Source organism: Azohydromonas aeria (assembly GCF_009760915.1).
Taxonomy (GTDB): Bacteria; Pseudomonadota; Gammaproteobacteria; order Burkholderiales; family Burkholderiaceae_C; genus Azohydromonas; species Azohydromonas aeria.
The window spans coordinates 1-17,794 of sequence record NZ_VIDQ01000043.1 but is presented as its reverse complement, the minus strand read 5'-3'; the positions used below and the strand labels follow the sequence as shown (position 1 = coordinate 17,794).

9 protein-coding genes and 1 pseudogene are annotated in these 17,794 nt (G+C 73.2%); 5 read left to right on the top strand and 5 right to left on the bottom strand.

Annotated features, from left to right (window positions below):
* Positions 1-378 precede the first annotated feature (378 nt).
* On the top strand, positions 379-1,356 hold the full coding sequence (locus FJ694_RS22130) for a diguanylate cyclase domain-containing protein (RefSeq protein WP_232540170.1): 978 nt from the start codon (positions 379-381) through the stop codon (positions 1,354-1,356).
* Positions 1,350-6,626, top strand: a complete 5,277-nt coding sequence (locus tag FJ694_RS22125) for a PAS domain S-box protein (RefSeq protein WP_198320935.1) — start codon at positions 1,350-1,352, stop codon at positions 6,624-6,626. The genes FJ694_RS22130 and FJ694_RS22125 overlap by 7 nt, the downstream gene beginning before the upstream one ends.
* Positions 6,627-6,650: 24 nt before the next feature.
* On the opposite strand, the gene FJ694_RS22120 is transcribed toward FJ694_RS22125, so the two are convergent.
* Positions 6,651-8,303, bottom strand: a complete 1,653-nt coding sequence (locus tag FJ694_RS22120) for an ATP-binding protein (protein ID WP_157269493.1) — start codon at positions 8,301-8,303, stop codon at positions 6,651-6,653.
* A complete protein-coding gene (locus FJ694_RS22115) occupies positions 8,287-8,832 on the bottom strand; it encodes a heme NO-binding domain-containing protein (protein WP_157269492.1) in 546 nt (181 codons plus the stop codon). The genes FJ694_RS22120 and FJ694_RS22115 overlap by 17 nt, the downstream gene beginning before the upstream one ends.
* Before the next feature lie 245 nt (positions 8,833-9,077).
* Here FJ694_RS22115 and FJ694_RS22110 point away from each other — a divergent pair, with 245 nt between their 5' ends.
* Both FJ694_RS22110 and FJ694_RS22105 read left to right on the top strand, forming a co-directional pair.
* On the top strand, positions 9,078-10,859 hold the full coding sequence (locus FJ694_RS22110; protein WP_157269491.1) for a sensor histidine kinase: 1,782 nt from the start codon (positions 9,078-9,080) through the stop codon (positions 10,857-10,859).
* A gap of 125 nt (positions 10,860-10,984) precedes the next feature.
* Entirely contained in the window at positions 10,985-15,583 is a 4,599-nt protein-coding gene (locus FJ694_RS22105) for an ATP-binding protein (protein WP_157269490.1), read from the top strand.
* 45 nt (positions 15,584-15,628) lie between these two features.
* Here the strand turns inward: FJ694_RS22105 and FJ694_RS22100 are convergent, their stop codons facing one another.
* The gene (locus tag FJ694_RS22100; protein ID WP_157269489.1) at positions 15,629-16,072 is read right to left on the bottom strand and encodes a universal stress protein; all 444 of its coding nucleotides are present in this window, start codon (positions 16,070-16,072) and stop codon (positions 15,629-15,631) included.
* A gap of 220 nt (positions 16,073-16,292) precedes the next feature.
* On the opposite strand from FJ694_RS22100, the gene FJ694_RS22095 reads away from it, so the two are divergent.
* The gene (locus FJ694_RS22095; RefSeq protein WP_157269488.1) at positions 16,293-16,931 is read left to right on the top strand and encodes an HAD family hydrolase; all 639 of its coding nucleotides are present in this window, start codon (positions 16,293-16,295) and stop codon (positions 16,929-16,931) included.
* 28 nt (positions 16,932-16,959) lie between these two features.
* Here FJ694_RS22095 and FJ694_RS22090 read toward each other — a convergent pair whose 3' ends face one another.
* The gene (locus FJ694_RS22090; protein ID WP_157269487.1) at positions 16,960-17,343 is read right to left on the bottom strand and encodes a hypothetical protein; all 384 of its coding nucleotides are present in this window, start codon (positions 17,341-17,343) and stop codon (positions 16,960-16,962) included.
* Positions 17,344-17,525: 182 nt separating this feature from the next.
* Positions 17,526-17,794: pseudogene (locus tag FJ694_RS22085) on the bottom strand (hypothetical protein); the annotation flags it as partial.

The following is a 17,794-nucleotide window of genomic DNA, read 5'->3' as shown; positions in this document are numbered from 1 at the left end:
GCCGTGGTAGGCCAGCCGATGCATGGCACAGGGGCCTGCGCGAAAAAGGCTTGCATGACAAGCATGCCCGAATCCGCGGCCTTGGCGAAACGGCTTCCTGTGCACTTCTTGGCATGCGGAGAAGGCACGACACCGTGCCGTAACGTTTGAGCGTACGGCTGCGGCAATTATTGGCGGTTATGGATGGCTGCAGCCTCAACGCACTTTGTCAGCGTGCCGAAAGCTGCCATGTTCCAGTCCCGGGATCGGAATGCCCGTCAAGCCTTGCGTGTGGCGAAAGCGAGCAGCCTGACCGAGACGCCAGGTGCTGCCCGCGCCGTGGCGCCCTGTCTTGTTCCTTCCCCGTCATGCACCGACCCTACACCCCACCGCTTCGCCTTGGACAAGATTCTCATCGTCGATGACGACCCCGTGATGATCCGGGCGCTGGGCCGCATCCTGGGCGACTATCCCGGACGGCAGTTCGCGATGTCGGGGTCGAGCGCCATTGAGCAGGCGCTGGCTGATCCGCCGGACCTGATGCTGCTCGACGCCCAGTTGCCCGACTTGAGCGGCTTTGCGGTGTGCAAGCGGCTCAAGGCAGACGCGCGCTTCAGCCGCATGCCCGTGATCTTCATCACGGGCCAGGGCGACCGCGACACGGAGGCCATGGTGTTTGAGCTGGGTGCCTGCGACTTCATCGCCAAGCCGGTGAACCCGCTGGTGCTGCAGGCGCGCGTGGCCACGCAGTTGCGCATGCGCCGCATGACGGCCGAGCTGGAGCGGCTGGCGCACACCGACGAGCTCACGGGCCTGGCCAACCGCCATGTGTTCGACGATCGGCTGTCGCTGGAGTGCCGGCGCGCCGCCCATGGCGGGCAGCCCCTGGCGCTGGTGATGGTGGACGTGGACCACTTCAAGGCCTACAACGACCACTACGGCCACCCGGCGGGCGACGCGTGCCTGCGCGAGATCGCCGCCGTGCTGCGCGGCTGCATGCAGCGCCCCGGCGGCCTGGTGGCGCGCTGGGGCGGCGAGGAGTTCGCGCTGCTGCTGCCGGCCACGGACGCTGCCGGCTGCGCCGCCGTCGTGCAGCGGCTGCTGCAGGCGCTGGCACTGCGGGCGCTGCCCCATGCCCGCAGCGCCTGCGGCCCCCACGTCACGGCCAGCGTCGGCGTGGCCTGCCTCGCACCCGGCGTGCATGCACCGCCGGACATGGCCGGGCAGTTGCTCGCGCGCGCCGACGGCGCGCTCTACGCCGCCAAGGCGCAGGGGCGCGCCCAATGCTGGCTCGTGCCCCCGGGCCAGGATCGCGCCGAGCTGCTTGTGGTGCCGCGCCCGCACAGCGCTTGGGTGACCGGCACGCTCGCATGCTGACGATGTCCCGGTTGAAGCAGTTGCTCGCAGGACCGCGGCGCCTGGTACTGGCGCTGTGGCTGCTGGCGCTGGCCTTGAGCATGCTGGCGGGCTGGCGCGTCGAGCTGCACAACGAGGCGGTGCGCGAAGCGCGGCTGCAAGCGTTGGTGGACGACAAGGTGGAGTTCATTCAGCGGCGCTTCCTGCGCTACGAGGGCGTGCTGCGCGGCACGCTCGGGACCGTTCTCGCGGTCGATCCGGGGCGGCTCACGCGCGAGCAGTTCGAAGCCGCTCTCAGCGTGAGGGACCTGCCCAGGGAGTTTCCGGGCGTGCAGGGCCTGGGCTTCATCCGCCGGGTGCCACGAGACCAGGAAGCCGGGTTCCTCCAACGCGCACGCGCCGACGGTGCGCCCGGCTTCGTCTTGCGCCCGCTCGCGCCCCATGACGGCGAGCGCTTCGTGGTCCAGTACATGTATCCGCGGGCTACCAATGCGGGCACTGAAGGGGTGGACGCCGCCGGCAATATCGAGCGCCGGGAAGCGGCTCTCGAAGCCATGCGCAGCGGCGAGCCGCGCATGACGGCGCCGGTGACGCTGGTGCAGGTGCCCGAAGCACTCAAAGGCAGCCTCATGCTGCTGATGCCGGTGTACCGCGGCCCGGAGCCGCTGCACACGCCGGCGCAGCGGCAGGCGCAGGCAACGGGCTGGATCATTGCGCCGGTGGTGGCCGCCAACGCGCTGCGCGACGAGGGCCTGGGACAGGACGAGTTCACCTACACGCTCACGGACAGGGCCAGCGCGACCCGGTTCTACGCGTCTGCTGGCGGTGCAGGCGACATCGAGCCAGGAACCGGCGTGCCCCATGTGACGCGGCAGCTCTCCCTTTACGGCCGTACCTGGCAGCTGCAGGCGCAGGGACTGCCCAGACTGGCCGCGGCCGATGTCCTCGTGAGCGGCACGCGATTGAGCGCCGCTCTGGCCTTGCTGTGCACGCTGACGGCCTTCGCAGCGTTCCCGCTGCTGCGCACGCGAGAGCACCGGCTGCAACTGCAGCACGAAGCCGAGCGCTTCGCCGCCGGCATCGTCGATGCTTCACCGCAAGCGCTGCTGGTCGTGGACGAGCAGGGCAGCATCGTGCGGGCCAACCAGGCCGCGGCCGAGCTGTTCGGCTACCCGCTGGCCGAGCTGAACGGGCTGTGCGTGGACCGGCTCGTCGGTGCCGCCCATGCTCACGACCATGCCCGGTGGCGCCAGGGCTACGACGGCCAGCTGCGTTCCCTGGTCAGCCGCCCGGGCCTGGGTGCGCGCCGGCGCGACGGCAGCGAGTTCACGGTCGCGCTGAGCCTGAATCCGCTGCAGCTGGGCGGCCAGCGATTCGTCGTGGCCAGCGTTGCCGACGTCACGGCGCAGCAGCAGGCCATCGAGGTGCTGCGGCGTAGCGAGCGCCGCTGGCAGGAGATGACGCACCTGCTGCCGGGCATTGTCTGGAGCTGCGACGCCCAGGGCGCACCCGAGTTCGTCAACCGCCGCTGGCAGGACTACACCGGTCAGCGCGCCGATCCCGTGCCGACGCAGGCGCAGTGGCTTGAGGCGGTGCATCCAGATGACCACGCTGAGGTCGTGGCCGCATGGCAGCACGCGGTTGAATCGTGCACCGCTTACTACATCGAATATCGCCTGCGGCGCCATGACGGTGCCTGGCGCTGGTTCGAGGTGCATGCCGTGCCGCTGCTGAGCGACCAGGGCCAGGCGCTGCGCTGGATCGGCGCCTACAACGACATCCACGACCGCCGGCAGGCGCAAGAGGAGCTGCGCCTCGCCCTGCAGCACGAGGAGCAGCGCGTGGCCGAGCGCACGGCCGAGCTGCGGCGCACGCAGCGTGACCTGCACAACATCCTCGATGCGCTGCCCTCGCTGGTGAGCTACTGGGACCGAGGCCTCATCAACCGCTTCGCCAACGCCGCGGTGCGCCAGTGGCTGGGGCTTGAGCCCCATGCACGGCAGCGACCGCACCTGCGCGAGGTCCTGGGCGAGACGCTCTACGCGCAGAGCTTGCCCTACGCGCAGGCCGCGCTGCGCGGCGAGCCGCAGCGCTTCGAGCGCAGCTTCCCCCGGCCCGACGGACAGGGTTTGCGCCACTCGGTCACGTACTACCTGCCCGACGTGGTGGACGGCGAGGTGCGCGGCTTCTACTCCCTGGTCCACGACGTGACGGAGATCGTGGAGAGCCGCCGCGCGCTCGATGCGGAGCGCCAGCGGCTGGACGACATCCTGCGTGACACCCGCGTGGCCACCTGGGAGTGGAACGTGCAGACGGGCGAAGCGCGTTTCAACGAGCGCTGGGCCGAGATCGTCGGCCACCGGCTCGAAGAGCTGCAGCCCGTGTCATTCGCAACCTGGGAACGACTGGTCCACCCCGAAGACCTCAAGCGCTCTGGCGAGCTGCTGCAGCGGCATTTCCGCGGCGAGGTCGGCCACTACGAATGCGAGGTTCGCATGCGCCACCGCGAGGGCCAATGGGTGTGGGTACGCACCAGTGGCCGCGTGAACACCCGGGGCGAGGACAGCCAGCCGCAGTGGATGCACGGCATCCACCAGGACGTGACGCCGGCCCGGGAGGCCCAGCAGGCGCTGGCCGCGAGCAAGGCCTTCCTGGAGCGCGTGAGCCGGGTTTCCGGGGTGGGCGGCTGGCAGGTGGACCTGCGCAGCGGCGAAGTGCAGTGGAGCGCCGAGATGCACCGCATCACGGGTGTGGCCCCTGGGCGCATGCTCGGCATCGAGCAAGGGCTCTCCCGTTATCCCGGCCAGGCGCTGCAGCAGGTGGCTGCCGCCGTGCGCGCCGCCGTCGAGCAGGGCCGCCCCTACGAGCTGGAGGTGCCCTACACGACCGAGGACGGGCGCAGCATCTGGGTGCGCACGGTGGGCGAGCCCGAGTACGACCCGACCGAGCCGCATGCCGCTCCGGTGCGGCTGGTGGGCACGCTGCAGGACGTGACCGAGCGCCATGCCGCGGCCACCGCGCTGGTCGATGCCCGGCACGCTGCCGAGGCGGCCAATGCCGCCAAGAGCGACTTCCTGGCCAACATGAGCCACGAGATCCGCACCCCGCTCAATGCCGTCATCGGGCTGGCCTACCTGCTGGAGCAGTCGGCACTCGACGCGCGCCAGCGCGACTCGGTGGCCAAGATCCAGGTGGCCAGCCGCACGCTGCTGGCCGTGATCGACGATGTGCTGGACCTGGCCAAGATCGAGGCGCGCGAGATCGCGCTGGAGTCGCGCACGTTCGATGCGCGCGCGCTGTTGCAGGACCTGCGCCACCTCTTTGCCGAGCAGGCCCAGGCCAAGGGGCTCGCGCTGGAGATCGAGCCCGCGCCGCCGACGCTGGAGCTGCTCGTGGGCGACGACACGCGGCTACGCCAGATCCTGGTGAACCTGCTGGGCAACGCGATCAAGTTCACCGAAAGCGGCGTCGTGGCGCTGCGGCTGCGCGCGGAAAGCGCAGGCTCGCGGCGCGTGCGGCTGCACTGCACGGTGCAGGACACGGGCGTGGGCATCCCGCTGGACGCGCAAAAGCGCCTGTTCTCTCCCTTCACGCAGGCCGACACTTCCACCACGCGGCGCTTCGGCGGCACGGGACTGGGCCTGTCCATCGTCAAGAAGCTCTCCGAGCTCATGGGCGGCAGCGTGGCGGTGGTGAGCGAGCCGGGCCAGGGCAGCCAGTTCTTCGTCACGGTGGAGCTGGGCCTGGGCGCGCGCCCGGGCGAGGAGGACAGCGGGCTGCAGGTGGCCGTCGTCGCGCAGCAGCCCGAGCGCCGCGAGACGCTGCTGGCGATGTGCCGCGCCATGGGCTGGCGCGCCGCGAACGTGTCTCCGGGCCAGGCTTCGGCGCAGCTGCAGGGCAGCCCGGGCCGCGACACGCTGGCCGACGTGCTGGTGGTGGATGCGCCCGCCGGTGCCTCACCCTCGGACAACGCGCAGGCCCTGGTGGCCGAGGCGCTCGCGGTGCATGCCATCAACGGCAAGCCGGTGGTGCTGCTGTCCGGGCAGGCACCCGAAGCCGTGACCACCACGGATGCGGCGTTGCGCCCGCATGGGCGCCTGGCCTGGCCCGTGAGCACGTCCAGCCTCTTCGACACCGTCACGCAGGCCATGACCCGCCATTGGGCCGGCGCCGACCGCGCGGCGCTGTCGCGCACGCCGCTGCCCGCGGGCAGCCGCGCGCTGCCGGGCGTGCGCGTGCTGGTGGTGGACGACAGCCACATCAACCGCGAGGTGGCCACGCGCATCCTGGAGCTGCAGGGCGCCGTGGTCAGCTCGGCCGGCGACGGCGTGCAGGCGCTGCAGTGGCTGCGCGAGCACTGCGACGCCTGCGACGTGGTGCTGATGGACGTGCAGATGCCCTTGATGGACGGACTGGAAGCCACGCGGCGGCTGCGCGCCGACCTGGGCCTGGCGCAGCTGCCCGTGCTGGCGCTGACCGCCGGCGCGCTGGTGAGCGAGCGCGAGCGCGCCCGCGCTGCGGGCATGGACGACTTCCTGTCCAAGCCGCTGGAGCCGCAAGCGCTGGTGAGGAGCGTGCGCTGGCACGTGGAGCGCGCGCAGGGCAAGCCCCTGCCCTACGAGGCACAGCCGGCGGCCACGCTGACCGTGAAGCAGCCTCGACACGTCGAGCCAGCGCCGCGGGCTGAATCGGAGCATTCATGGCCGCAGGTGGCCGGCATCAACATCCCGGCTGCAGCGCAGTGCATGGGCTACGACTTGCCGTTCTTCAAGTCGCTGCTCGCGACGCTGCTGCGTGACACGGCCGATCTCGCCAGCGAGGACGGTGTGCGCCGCCAGTTCGATGCGGGTGTGGCCGCCTTTGCTGCGCGCATGCACCGGGTGCGCGGCAGTGCGGCGATGCTCGGCATCGAGAGCCTCGAAGTCGTGGCGCAGGCATTGGAGAGCAGTGCGGATGCAGGCACGCTGACCGACTCGGAAGTGCAGGTACTGGGCGTCGACCTGGTCGCTGCGCTCGAGGAGCTGCGCCTGGCGTACGCGGCGCTGGAGCCCGATCCGCAGCCCGAGGCCGCAGGGCCGGCGGCGCCAATGGAGCGTAGCGACGTGGACGCCTTCATCGCGCTGCTGTCGCGCCAGAGCCTGGATGCGGAAGCGATGTTCGACAAGTTCACGCCGCAGTTGCGTGCCGCGCTGGGCGCCGGCGGGTTCGAGCAGCTGCGCGAAGCCATGCATGGCCTGGAATTCCGGGCCGCCAGGGCCATCGTCGAAGGCCGGCTGCCGGCCTGCGGCTGAGCGGCCGCCGCGGGCGAAGCCGGCTCAATCCTCCTGCCGCAACGCCTCCTGCACCGTCGCGCGCAGCGTCTCGCAGCACAGCTGCGCCACGGCGTCGTCGCCGGTGCGCAGCGCGGCCTCGATCTCGGCGCAGATGTGCGTGAGCTCGGGGTGGCCATAGGAGCCGGCCGAGCCCTTGAGCGTGTGCACCAGGCGCACCAGCAGCTCGCGCTGGCCTTCCCCGCCGGCCAGCGCGGCCTCGATCTCGGCCAGCCGCTGCGGCAGCTCGCGGCGGAACTCGGCGAACAGCGCCTGCAGCTCCAGCTCCATCTCGTCGTCGGCCGACAGCCGCGCCGGCGGCTTGCGCAGGTGCTGCGCCACCACGGCGTAGAAGCGCTGGCGCTCCACCGGCTTGGCCAGCACGTCCACGCAGCCCACGCCCAGGTAGCGCTGCACGTCGTGCTTCATCACGTTGGCCGTGAGCGCCACCACCGGCGTGGGGCAGCCCGCGGTCTTCAGCAGCGCGGTGGCGGCCATGCCGTCCATCTCGGGCATCTGCACGTCCATGAGCACCAGGTCGTAGTCGGTGGCCATGGCCGCCTCGACGGCGGCGCGGCCGTTGTCCGCGATGTCCACCTCCAGCCCGGCACGGCGCAGGAACAGCGACAGCAGCCGCTGGTTGTCGATGCCGTCCTCGGCCAGCAGCACCCGCCCGGTCAGCGCCGGCACCTCGATGCGCACGGGCGCCGCGCCGCGCCCGCTGCTGTCGAGCAGCGCGAACGCCGCGGGCGCCAGCAGCGGCCCCGCGTCGCGCACCGGCAGCACCAGCGTGAAGCTGCTGCCCTGGCCCGGCTCGCTGCTGAGCTCGATGCGGCCCTGCATGAGCAGCGCCAGCTCGCGGCTGATGTGCAGCCCCAGCCCCGTGCCGCCGAAGCGCCGCGTGGTCGAGGCGTCGGCCTGCGTGAAGGGGCGGAACAGCCGCGCGCACTGCTCCGGCGTCATGCCGATGCCGGTGTCGTTCACGCTGATGCGCAGCTGCGCCGCCGCGGCGTCGTGGCTGACCAGCACCCGCACCGCGCCCTGCTCGGTGAAGCGCACGGCGTTGCTGCAGAAGTTCAGCAGGATCTGCTTGATGCGCACCGGGTCCGCGCGCAGCCGCGCCGGCACCGGCGTCAGCGCCTTGACCTCGAACAGCAGCTCCTTCTCGCGCGCGCGCAGCCCGGCCAGCGCCTGCACCTCGCGCAGCAGCGCGGGCAGCGAAACCTCGATCTCCTCCAGCTCCACGCTCTCGGTCTCGATCTTGGAGAGGTCGAGGATGTCGTTGATGATCTCCAGCAGGTGACGGCCCTGGTGCACGATGGTCTGCAGCGCCTCCTGCGGATCGACCAGCTCCGAGCGGCCTTCGAGCAGCAGCTCGCCGAAGCCGATGATGGAGGTCAGCGGCGTGCGGATCTCGTGGCTCATGTTGGCCAGGAACGCGCTCTTGGCACTGCTGGCGGCCACGGCCTCGTCGCGCGCGCGGCGCAGCTCCTCGGTGCGGCTGGCAATCAGCGCCTCCTGCGACTCGGCCTGCGCCTGCAGCTCGCGGTTCTTCTCCCACAGCGCGCGCGCCTTGCCTTCGAGCAGCGCCTCGGCCTCGTGCCGGGCGGCGCGCTCGCGCGCCAGGCGCCGCTCCAGCAGCTCAATGCGCTGCTGCATCGCGCTCGATCACGAAGCGGGTGCCCTGCCCGTCGAGCGTCTCGCGCCGCAGCCGCACGCTTTCGCCGTACTGGCGCGCGCAGCCCAGGATCAGGCCCTCGGCCAGGTCCTCGAAGCAGCGCTGCGAGCGGTACAGCAGCGTCATGCGCTGCGCGTCGCGCGACTCCACCGGGAAGCTCGGCAGCTCCGCGTCGGGATAGAGCTTGCGCACCTCGATGTGGATGTGCGAGTCGATGCTCGCGAGGAAGCTGAACAGGTCGGGCTGCTCGGCGAAGAAGGCCGGGAACAGCTGCTTGAAGCGCTTGGCCAGGTGGCCGCCGAAGAGCGCGATGAGGTCCCCCAGCGGCACGCCGGTGATCTGGCCCAGCGCCACCACCATGCGCACCAGCTCGGCGTGCGGGTACGTGCCCACGGAGGTGTAGGCGCCGCCGCCGGGCAGCTCGGCCGCCGTGATCATGCGATCGGCGACGTCGGGGTCGAAATGCTCCTCGACCAGGTCGATGAACTCGGTGAAAACGATGCCCTTCATGGACGGCCCTGCGGTTGAACGAATCCCGTGCTCTTCGGCTGCGCGGCGCCCGCATTGATGAGGCATCCCCGCGGCGCAATGACAAAGTACCGCTTGTGCGGCCCGCGCGCCGGCACGGCCGCCGCCGCGGCGTGCGCTGTTCACACTCCGGTGACAGTCCGGGCTCAAGGCGCCGGCGCCGCGGGCCGATGAGACGGTGTCCCGTTTTCCAGCTTCACCGCCCTGCCGGGCCCGTTGCCACGCCCATGTCCGCGTCCACCGCCATCGTCGAGTCCTCAACCAGCCGGGCCTGGCACCACTTCACGGCGCCGCGCGAGTCGCGCTGGTCGCTGAGCCGCCTGGTGGCGCTGAGCACCGCGCTGGCGCTGCTGGTGGCCTGGGGCAGCGTGGCGCTGCTGCTCAAGACCAAGTGGGACGACGCCGTGCAGGCCGAGGTGCGCCAGAACGCCAACCTGGCGCGCGCGCTGCAGGAGCAGACGGTGCGCGTCATCGCCACCGTGGACCAGGCCACGCTGCGGCTGCGCGACGCCGTGCGCAGCGGCGACTTCACCACCGCGCAGCTGCCGCAGCTCGCCAACGAGACCGGCCTGGCGCCCAAGATCCTGGTGCAGCTGTCGCTGGTGGGCGCCGACGGCCGCTTCGTCGGCTCCAACATCGACCCCGACGGCAGCAAGACCGGCCCCATGGACCTGAACGGGCGCGAGCACGTGCGCGTGCACCTGCAGCCCGGGCTGGCGTCCGACGCGGCGCTCGACGCCGGCGGCCTGTTCATCGGCAAGCCGGTGCTGGGCAAGGTTTCCGGGCGCTGGACCATCCAGCTCACGCGTCGCATCGATGCCGCCGACGGCCGCGTGCTGGGCGTGGTGGTGGCCTCGCTCGACCCGGGCTATTTCGAGGAGGTCTACCGCGGCGTGGCGCTGGGCGCGCAGGGTGCGGTGACGCTGGTGGGCACGGACCGGGTGGTGCGCGCGCGCGTGCTCGGCGGCGGCAGCCACGGCCTGGGCAGCACCATCGGCGCGGCCACGCTGCAGGGCCGCTACCTCAACAGCGGCGCCAGCGCGGGCGACTACATCACCACCAGCAGCATCGACCAGGTCGAGCGCATCGTGGCCTTCCGCCGCGTGGGCGAGTCCTCGCTGTACGTGCTCGTGGCCACCGCCACCGCCGAGGCGCTGCTGCCCTGGCGCGTCACGCGCGGCATGATGCTGGGCCTGACCGCGCTGCTGACCGTGGCGATCCTGGCGGCGGCGTTCATCTTCCTGTCGGGCGTGCGCCGCCTGGAGCGCAAGAACGAGGCGCTGCGCCTGAGCGAGGCCCAGGCCCAGGCCGCCAACCAGGCCAAGAGCGAGTTCCTGGCCGCCATCTCCCACGAGCTGCGCACGCCGCTGACCAGCATCCGCGGCTACGCCGAGCTCATGGAGCACCGCCTGGAGCACCCGCGCTTCCGGGAAAGCGCCGGCCTCATCCGCAAGGGCGCCGAGCACCTCAACGAGCTGCTCACGCAGATCCTGGACCTGGCCAAGGTCGAGGCCGGCGCCATGCCCGTGAACCTCGCGCCCGTGGCGCTGCGCCCGGTGCTGCAGGGCACGCTGGACTTCTTCGAGCTCACGGCGCGCGCCAAGGGCCTGGCGCTGGAGCTCGACGTCGCCGCCGAGCTGCCGCCGCAGCTGGTGTGCGACGACCTGCGGCTGAAGCAGGTGCTCAACAACCTGCTGTCCAACGCGCTGAAGTTCACCGCGCAGGGCGGCGTGCGCATCGAGGCCGCTCGCGCGGGCGACATGGTGTGCTTCCACGTCGTGGACACGGGCCCGGGCATCCCGGCCGAGCTGCACGAGACGGTGTTCGAGAAGTTCCGCCAGGCCAACGGGCGCGTGTCCTACGAGCACGGCGGCACGGGCCTGGGGCTGGCGCTGTCGCGCGGCCTGGCCGAGCTCATGGGCGGCACGCTCACGCTGCAGTCCGCGCCGGGGCAGGGCTGCCGCTTCACGCTGTCGCTGCCGCTGCGCAGCGTGCCGGCCGCGACCTGACACCCAACAGGCACACCAATGCGGCAATAGTTGGCGCGCGCGACGCCGCGTCCCTTCACGCGCCGCCCGCGCGGCCGATGGCCGGGCATCGGGCCGCACCGGCGCGATGCCCTGATACGGCCCCCATGCACATCACCCCGCCGCCGCCCTCGCCCGCCCTGCACGCCAGGCCGCTGTCCACCTGGGCCGCGACGCTGCTCATCGGCACCGTGCTGGCCACCGCGCTGGTGCTGGGCCTGGTCATCGAGCGCTTCGCGCGCCACCACGAGATCACGCGCTCGCGCACCGCGCTGGCGCAGATGGGCTGGCAGCTGCGCGACCAGCTCGACCGCGGCATGGCCGAGCGCTTCGACGAGGCGCTGGCGCTGGCCGCGTCGCGGCCGCTGCAGTCGCTGGAGCGGGTCGAGGCCGTGCGCGACACGCTGCAGCTGCTCAAGGACAAGTCGCCAACCAACACCTGGCTGGGCGTGGCCGACACCAGCGGCCGCATCGTCGCGGCCACCGGCGCCCTGCTCGAAGGCCAGGACGCGTCGGCGCGGCCCTGGTTCCGCGGCGGCCTGCAGGGGCCCTATGTCGGCGACGTGCATCCCGCCGTGCTGCTGGCCGGCAAGCTGCCGGCGCGCGCGGCGCCCTGGAACTTCGTGGACCTGGCCGCGCCGCTGCACGTGGACGGACAGCCGCGCGGCGTGCTCAGCATCCACCTGGACTGGGAATGGGCGCGCGGGCTCAGCGAGGCGCTGCTGGTGCCCGAGCTGGCGCGCAGCGGCATCGAGTTCTTCATCCTGCGCGCCGACGGCGAGGTGCTGCTGGGCCCCGAAGGCTCGGCGGGCACCCGCATGGACCTGCCCGCGCTGCGCGCGGCCGCCGCGGCCGACCCGGGCTGGTTCAGCAGCGGCCGGCATCTCGACGCGGTGGTGGCCACGCAGGGCCACGGGCGCTATCCCGGCCTGGGCTGGGTGGTCCTGGTGCGCCAGCCCGTGGCGCTGGCGCTGGCCGACTACGCCCGGCTGCGCACGCAACTGGCGCTGGCCACGCTGCTGGTGGTGCTGGGCATCGGCCTGGCCGCCCCCGGCCTGGGGCAGCGCCTGGCCTACCCGCTGCTGCAGATCATGCAGTGGCTGGCGCTGGCCCAGCCGCCGTCGCTGCGGCTGCGCGGCCGGGCCTTCCGCGAGGCGCACGACCTGGCCGAGTCGCTCGATGCGCTGCGCGCGCGCGAGCGCCGCCAGGCCGATGCGCTGCGCGAGCTCAACGCCGGCCTGGAAGAGCGCGTGGCCGAGCGCACGGCCGAGCTGCAGAAGGCGCGGCACGACCTGCGCAACATCGTCAACGCGCTGCCCACGGCCGTCGGCTACTGGGACCGCGAGCTGCTCAACCGCTTCGCCAACGAGGCCTGGCGCGACTGGTTCGGCCTCGACCCGGTGACGGTGCCGGGCTGGCATTTCAGCGCCGTCTTCGGCGCCGACGCCCACGAAGCGCTGCGGCCGCGGCTGGAGGCGGCGCTGGCCGGGCAGGCGCAGGCCTTCGAGCACACCTTCCGCCGCCCCGGCGGCACGGGCGAGCGCCACGCGCTCGTGCACCACATCCCCGACCTCGTCGATGGCCAGGTGCGCGGCCTCTACACCCTGGCGCACGACATCACCGAGCTGGTCGAGGGGCGCCGCAGCCTCGGCCGCGAGCGCCAGCGGTTGCAGGACCTGCTGCACGACACCCACGTCGGCACCTGGGAGTGGAACGTGCGCACCGGCGAGCTGCGCATCGACGAGCGCTGGGCCGCCATCGTGGGGCGCAGCGTGCAGGAGCTGCAGCCGGGCACGGTCCAGACCTGGGCCGCGCTGACGCACACGCAGGACGTGGCCGAGGCCTTCCGGCTGTTCAACGAGCATTTCCGCGGCGAGACGGCGCTCTACGACAACGAGCTGCGCATGCGGCACCGCGACGGCCGCTGGGTCTGGGTGCACGCCACCGCGCGCCTCATCAGCCGCGGCGCCGACGGCACGCCGGAGTGGGTGCACGGCATCCACCAGGACGTCACGCGCGACAGGCTGGCGCAGCAGGAGCTCGCCGCGAGCAAGGCCTTCCTGGAGCGCGTGGGCCGGGTCTCCGGCGTGGGCGGCTGGCAGCTGGATCTGCGAACCGGGAAGGCCGAGTGGACGGCCGAGATGTGCCGCATCGTGGGCACCGGGCCGGACACCGTGCAGTCGGTGGAGTCGGCGCTGGAGCGCTACCCCGGCGCCGCGCGCGAGCAGGTGCGCGCCGCGGTGCAGGGCGCCATCGAGCGCGGCGAACCCTACGACCTGGAGGTGCCCTACACCACGCTGGACGGCCGCTCGCTGTGGGTGCGCACCGCCGGCCAGGCCGAATACGACCCGGCCGACCCGCAGGGCCCGCCGGTGCGGCTGCTGGGCACCTTCCAGGACATCAGCGAGCGCCACGCCGTGGCCACGGCGCTGCGCGAGGCCAAGCAGGCGGCCGAGTCGGCCAACGCCGCCAAGAGCGAGTTCCTGGCCAACATGAGCCACGAGATCCGCACCCCGCTCAACGCCGTCATCGGGCTGTCGTACCTGCTGGAGCAGTCGGCGCTGGACGCGGGACAGAAGGACTCGGTGGCCAAGATCCAGGCCGCCGGCCGCTCGCTGCTGGCCGTGCTCAACGACGTGCTGGACCTGGCCAAGATCGAGGCGCGGCAGGTGGAGCTGGAGTCCCGGCCCTTCGAGCTGGACGCGCTGCTGGGCGACCTGCGCGCCGTCTTCGGCGCGCAGGCCCAGGCCAAGGGGTTGGCGCTGACGGTGGCCGCGGCGCCGCCCGGGCTGGGACGGCTGGTGGGCGACGACACGCGGCTGCGCCAGATCCTGGTCAACCTGCTGTCCAACGCGCTGAAGTTCACCGAGGCCGGCGAGGTGGCGCTGGCGCTGCACGCCGAGGCGCCGCGCGAGGGCCGCGTGCAGCTGCATTTCGAGGTGCGCGACACCGGCATCGGCATCCCGGCCGAGGCGCTGCGGCGCCTGTTCACGCCCTTCACGCAGGCCGACGCCGGCATCACGCGGCGCTTCGGCGGCACGGGGCTGGGGCTGTCGATCGTGCACCGGCTCGCCGCGCTCATGGGCGGGCGCGCGTGGGCCGAGAGCGAGCCCGGCCAAGGCAGCCGCTTCATGGTGACGCTGCCGCTGGGCCTGCAGGCGCGCCCGGGCCAGGACGGCCAGGTGCCGCGCGTGCTGGTGGCCGCCGGCGAGCCCGCGCGGCGCGAGGCGCTGGCGGCGCTGTGCCGCGCCCGGGGCTGGGACACGCAGGCGCTGGACACGCCTGACGCCGCCGCGCGGCTGCAGGCCTGCCGCGGCGCGGCGCCGGCGCTGCCCGACGTGCTGCTGCTCGACGCCGCCGCGCCGGCGCTGCTGGCCGACACGCTGGCGCTGCACGCGCTGCAGGGCAGTCCCGTGGTGCTGCTGGTGTGCGAAGGCGGCGCCGGCGCGGATGCGGGCGTGGGTACGGGCGCCGACACGGCGCTGCGCCCGCACGGGCTGCTGCAGGGTCCGCTGGAGGGCGCGGCCGGCGCCGAGCGCCTGGCCGGCGCCGAGCGCCTGGCCGGCGCCGTGGAGGCCGCCCTGGCCGCGCACTGGCGCGGCGCGCAGGCGCAGCCGGCCAACCGCGCGCCGGTGCCCCAGGGCAGCCGCGCGCTGCCGGGCGTGCGCGTGCTGGTGGTCGATGACAGCGGCATCAACCTGGAGGTCGCGCGCCGCGTGCTGGAGCTGCACGGCGCGGTGGTGAGCACCTGCGGCGACGGGCTGCAGGCGCTGCAGTGGTTGCGCGCGCACCACGAGCGCTGCGACGTGGTGCTGATGGACGTGCAGATGCCGGTGATGGACGGCCTGGAGGCCACGCGCCGGCTGCGCGCCGAGCTGGGCCTGGTGCGGCTGCCGGTGCTGGGCCTGAGCGCCGGCGCGCTGGCGAGCGAGCGCGCCGGGGCGCGCGCCGCGGGCATGGACGACTTCCTGGCCAAGCCGCTGGAGCCGCAGGCGCTGGTGGGCACGGTGCGCTGGCACGTCGAGCAGGCGCAGGGCCAGCCCCTGCCCTACGAGGCGCAGCCGGTCGTGCCCTGCAGCGCGCCGGCGGCCGGCGACTGGCCCGAGATCGAGGGCATCGACATGCCGGCGGTGGCGCAGCGCCTGGGCCGCGACCGGCAGCTGTTCCGCTCGCTGGTGGGACGGCTGCTGCGCGAGTTCGCCGACCTGGAGGATGGCGGCACGGCCGAGCAGCAGCGCCAGGACGATGCCGCCGCCTTCGCCGCGCGCATGCACCGCCTGCGCGGCAGCGCAGCCATGCTGGGCATGGTGCGGCTGGAGGCGGTGGCGCGCGCGCTGGAGACGGGGTTGCGCGAGCACCGCCTCAGCACCGCCGAGCTGCAGGCCCTGGGCAGCGAGCTGGCCCGTACCCTGCGCGACACGCGCACCGCGTGCGCGGCCGAGCTGGCGAACGCCGTCGAGGCCGCGGCGGGCGCCGACGGGACCCTGGTTGCCGACGCACCGGCGGCGCTGGACCGCACCCGGCTGCAGGACTTCCTGCGCATGCTCTCGGCCCAGAGCCTGGACGCGGAGCGGGCCTTCGAGCAGCTCGCGCCGCAGCTGCACGCCGCGCTGGGCGGGGATGCCTGGCAGCGGCTGCGCGAGGCGATGGAAAGCCTGGAGTTCGAGGCGGCGCGGGCGCTGGTGGAGGCGGGGATTCCGGGCTGAGTGCCCGGACGAACGTCGCGGGCGCAACGCGCCCGCGAGCCGGGCTCAGTGCAGCACGAGCACCGGCAGCTTGCTGCTGGCGATGATGTGCTTGGTGTGCGAGCCGAACAGGAACTCGCCCAGCGGGCCGCGGCCGTGGGTGACCATGACGATCATGTCGCAGCCGGCCTTCTCGGCCTCGCCGGTGATGGCGTCGTCCACGGAGGAAGACTCGACGAAGCGGCCGGCGAAGGCCACGCCCGCGGCGACGGCGCGCTCCTCGAACTGGCGCAGCAGCGCCTTGGCATGGGCCTCGTTCTGCTGCTCGTGGCTGCGCACGCGCTCGGCAAACGCCGCGGCGTTGGAGCTCACCATCGACAGGCTGATCTCGGGCTCGACCACGAAACCGGTGATGCGCGCGCCCAGCTGCCTGGCCAGCTCGATGCTGCTGTCCATCGCGCGGTGGGACAGCTCGGAGCCGTCGACAGGAACGAAGAGGTGCTTGTACATGGGGTGTCCTTTCGCCTTGCAGGTTAGATGCGGAGCGCTCCCGCCGGCTTGAGGCACGTCAAGCCGGCGGGGCCCGGTCCGGGCTCACCGACTCAGCCCGTGAGCCTTTGGCGGGCGGCCTCCGATGAGAACGGCACGCGCGCCGCCGCCGGCCAACAGCCCTGACGGCGGCATGGCGATGAACTGCGCCACCATGCAGCGGCAAGGAGGCTCTTCGCGCATGACGCCCATTTCCTTTGACGCCGTCATCTTCGACTGCGACGGCACGCTGGTGGACAGCGAGCCGATCCTGGCCGCCACGGTGCGGGAGCAGGCCCTGGCGCTGGGCGTCGCGCCCGCGCTGCTGGAGGACCTGCACGCCATGAAGGGCCAGAGCATGGCGCTGACGCTGTCGCTCATCGCCCGGCGCTGGGGCCGGCCGCTGCCCGCGGACTTCGAGGCCACCGTGCGCGCGCGCATGGCCGAGGTGTTCCAGGAGCGGCTGCAGCCCATGCCCGGCGCGCAGGCGCTGCTGCGGCGGCTGCGCCTGCCCTGCTGCGTCGCCACCAACGGGCCGCGCGCCAAGACCGAGCTGACGCTTGCCCTCACCGGGCTGCTGCCGCTGCTGCGCCCGGACCGCATCTTCAGCGCCTACGACGTCGGCGCCTTCAAGCCCGACCCGGCGCTGTTCCTGCACGCGGCGCGCGCGCTGGGCGTGGCGCCCGGGCGCTGCGCCGTGGTCGAGGACAGCGAGTCGGGCGTGCGCGCCGGCCTGGCCGCGGGCATGCAGGTGCACGTGCTGCGCTCGGCGCAGCCGCTGCCCGCGCCGCTGCACGAGCGCGTGCGCCACCTCGACACGCTGGAGGCGCTGATCGATTGAACGAGCGGGCCGGCGGCGCGGCGCCGGCTCAGCGCTGCGGCGTGGCCGGCGTGGGTTGCGGGGCGCGTGCCGGCGCGGCGCCCGCGGCCGGCTGCGGCGCGCCGTCCACGCCCATGCCCGCCACCTCCGGCACGCCGGCTTCCGCGCGCGGGCCGGTGAGGTGGCCGGCGCTGGCACGCGCTTCCGCGCGCGTGACGCGCTTGCGCGATTCGCCCGGGCTGGTGTCGCGCGGTCCGCCCTGCACGCCGCCATCGACCGTGCCGGACGAGCCCGAGCCCGCGCCCATGAAACCGGGCCCCGGATTGCCGCCGCCGACCATGCCGCCGGAGGACTGCGTCTGCGCCTGCGCCGCGCCGGCCAGCGCCATCACCGCCGCCGCGACCACCCAAAGCTGCCTTCGATGCGTGCTCATGAACCGCTCTCCCGGCACCGCCCTGCGCAGCCTCGGGGCCGCCGCTCGCCGGCGCGCCCGGCCGCGCCCGCGGCAGTGCTTTGGCGCTCCTCAGCAACGCCGGTTCCCGGTGCCGGCGGCGCGCCTGCCCGGTTCGCGCGGGGATGCGCGGGGGGTGCGCGGCACGCCGGGTGCCGCGGCGCTCAGGCCACCCTGAAGCGCTGCACCGAGCGCGCCAGCGCCTGGGCCTGGTCGTTGAGGCTGGCCGCGGCGGCGGCGGACTCCTCCACCAGCGCCGCGTTCTGCTGCGTGGCGGTGTCCAGCTGCGACACGGCCGCGTTGATCTCGGCAATGCCCTGGGACTGCTCGTTGGCCGCCGTGGTGATGCGCGCCACGATGTCCGAGACCCGGTGCACGCTGCCCACCACGCCCTCGATGGTGCGTCCGGCCTCGCGCGCCTCGTGCGCGCCGG

Coding starts and splice junctions, on each gene's coding strand:
- FJ694_RS22100 (WP_157269489.1), bottom strand. CDS start 16,072: ATGTACAAGCACCTCTTCGTTCCTGTCGACGGCTCCGAGCTGTCCCAC.
- FJ694_RS22090 (WP_157269487.1), bottom strand. CDS start 17,343: ATGAGCACGCATCGAAGGCAGCTTTGGGTGGTCGCGGCGGCGGTGATG.
- FJ694_RS22105 (WP_157269490.1), top strand. CDS start 10,985: ATGCACATCACCCCGCCGCCGCCCTCGCCCGCCCTGCACGCCAGGCCG.
- FJ694_RS22110 (WP_157269491.1), top strand. CDS start 9,078: ATGTCCGCGTCCACCGCCATCGTCGAGTCCTCAACCAGCCGGGCCTGG.
- FJ694_RS22125 (WP_198320935.1), top strand. CDS start 1,350: ATGCTGACGATGTCCCGGTTGAAGCAGTTGCTCGCAGGACCGCGGCGC.
- FJ694_RS22095 (WP_157269488.1), top strand. CDS start 16,293: ATGACGCCCATTTCCTTTGACGCCGTCATCTTCGACTGCGACGGCACG.
- FJ694_RS22120 (WP_157269493.1), bottom strand. CDS start 8,303: ATGCAGCAGCGCATTGAGCTGCTGGAGCGGCGCCTGGCGCGCGAGCGC.
- FJ694_RS22115 (WP_157269492.1), bottom strand. CDS start 8,832: ATGAAGGGCATCGTTTTCACCGAGTTCATCGACCTGGTCGAGGAGCAT.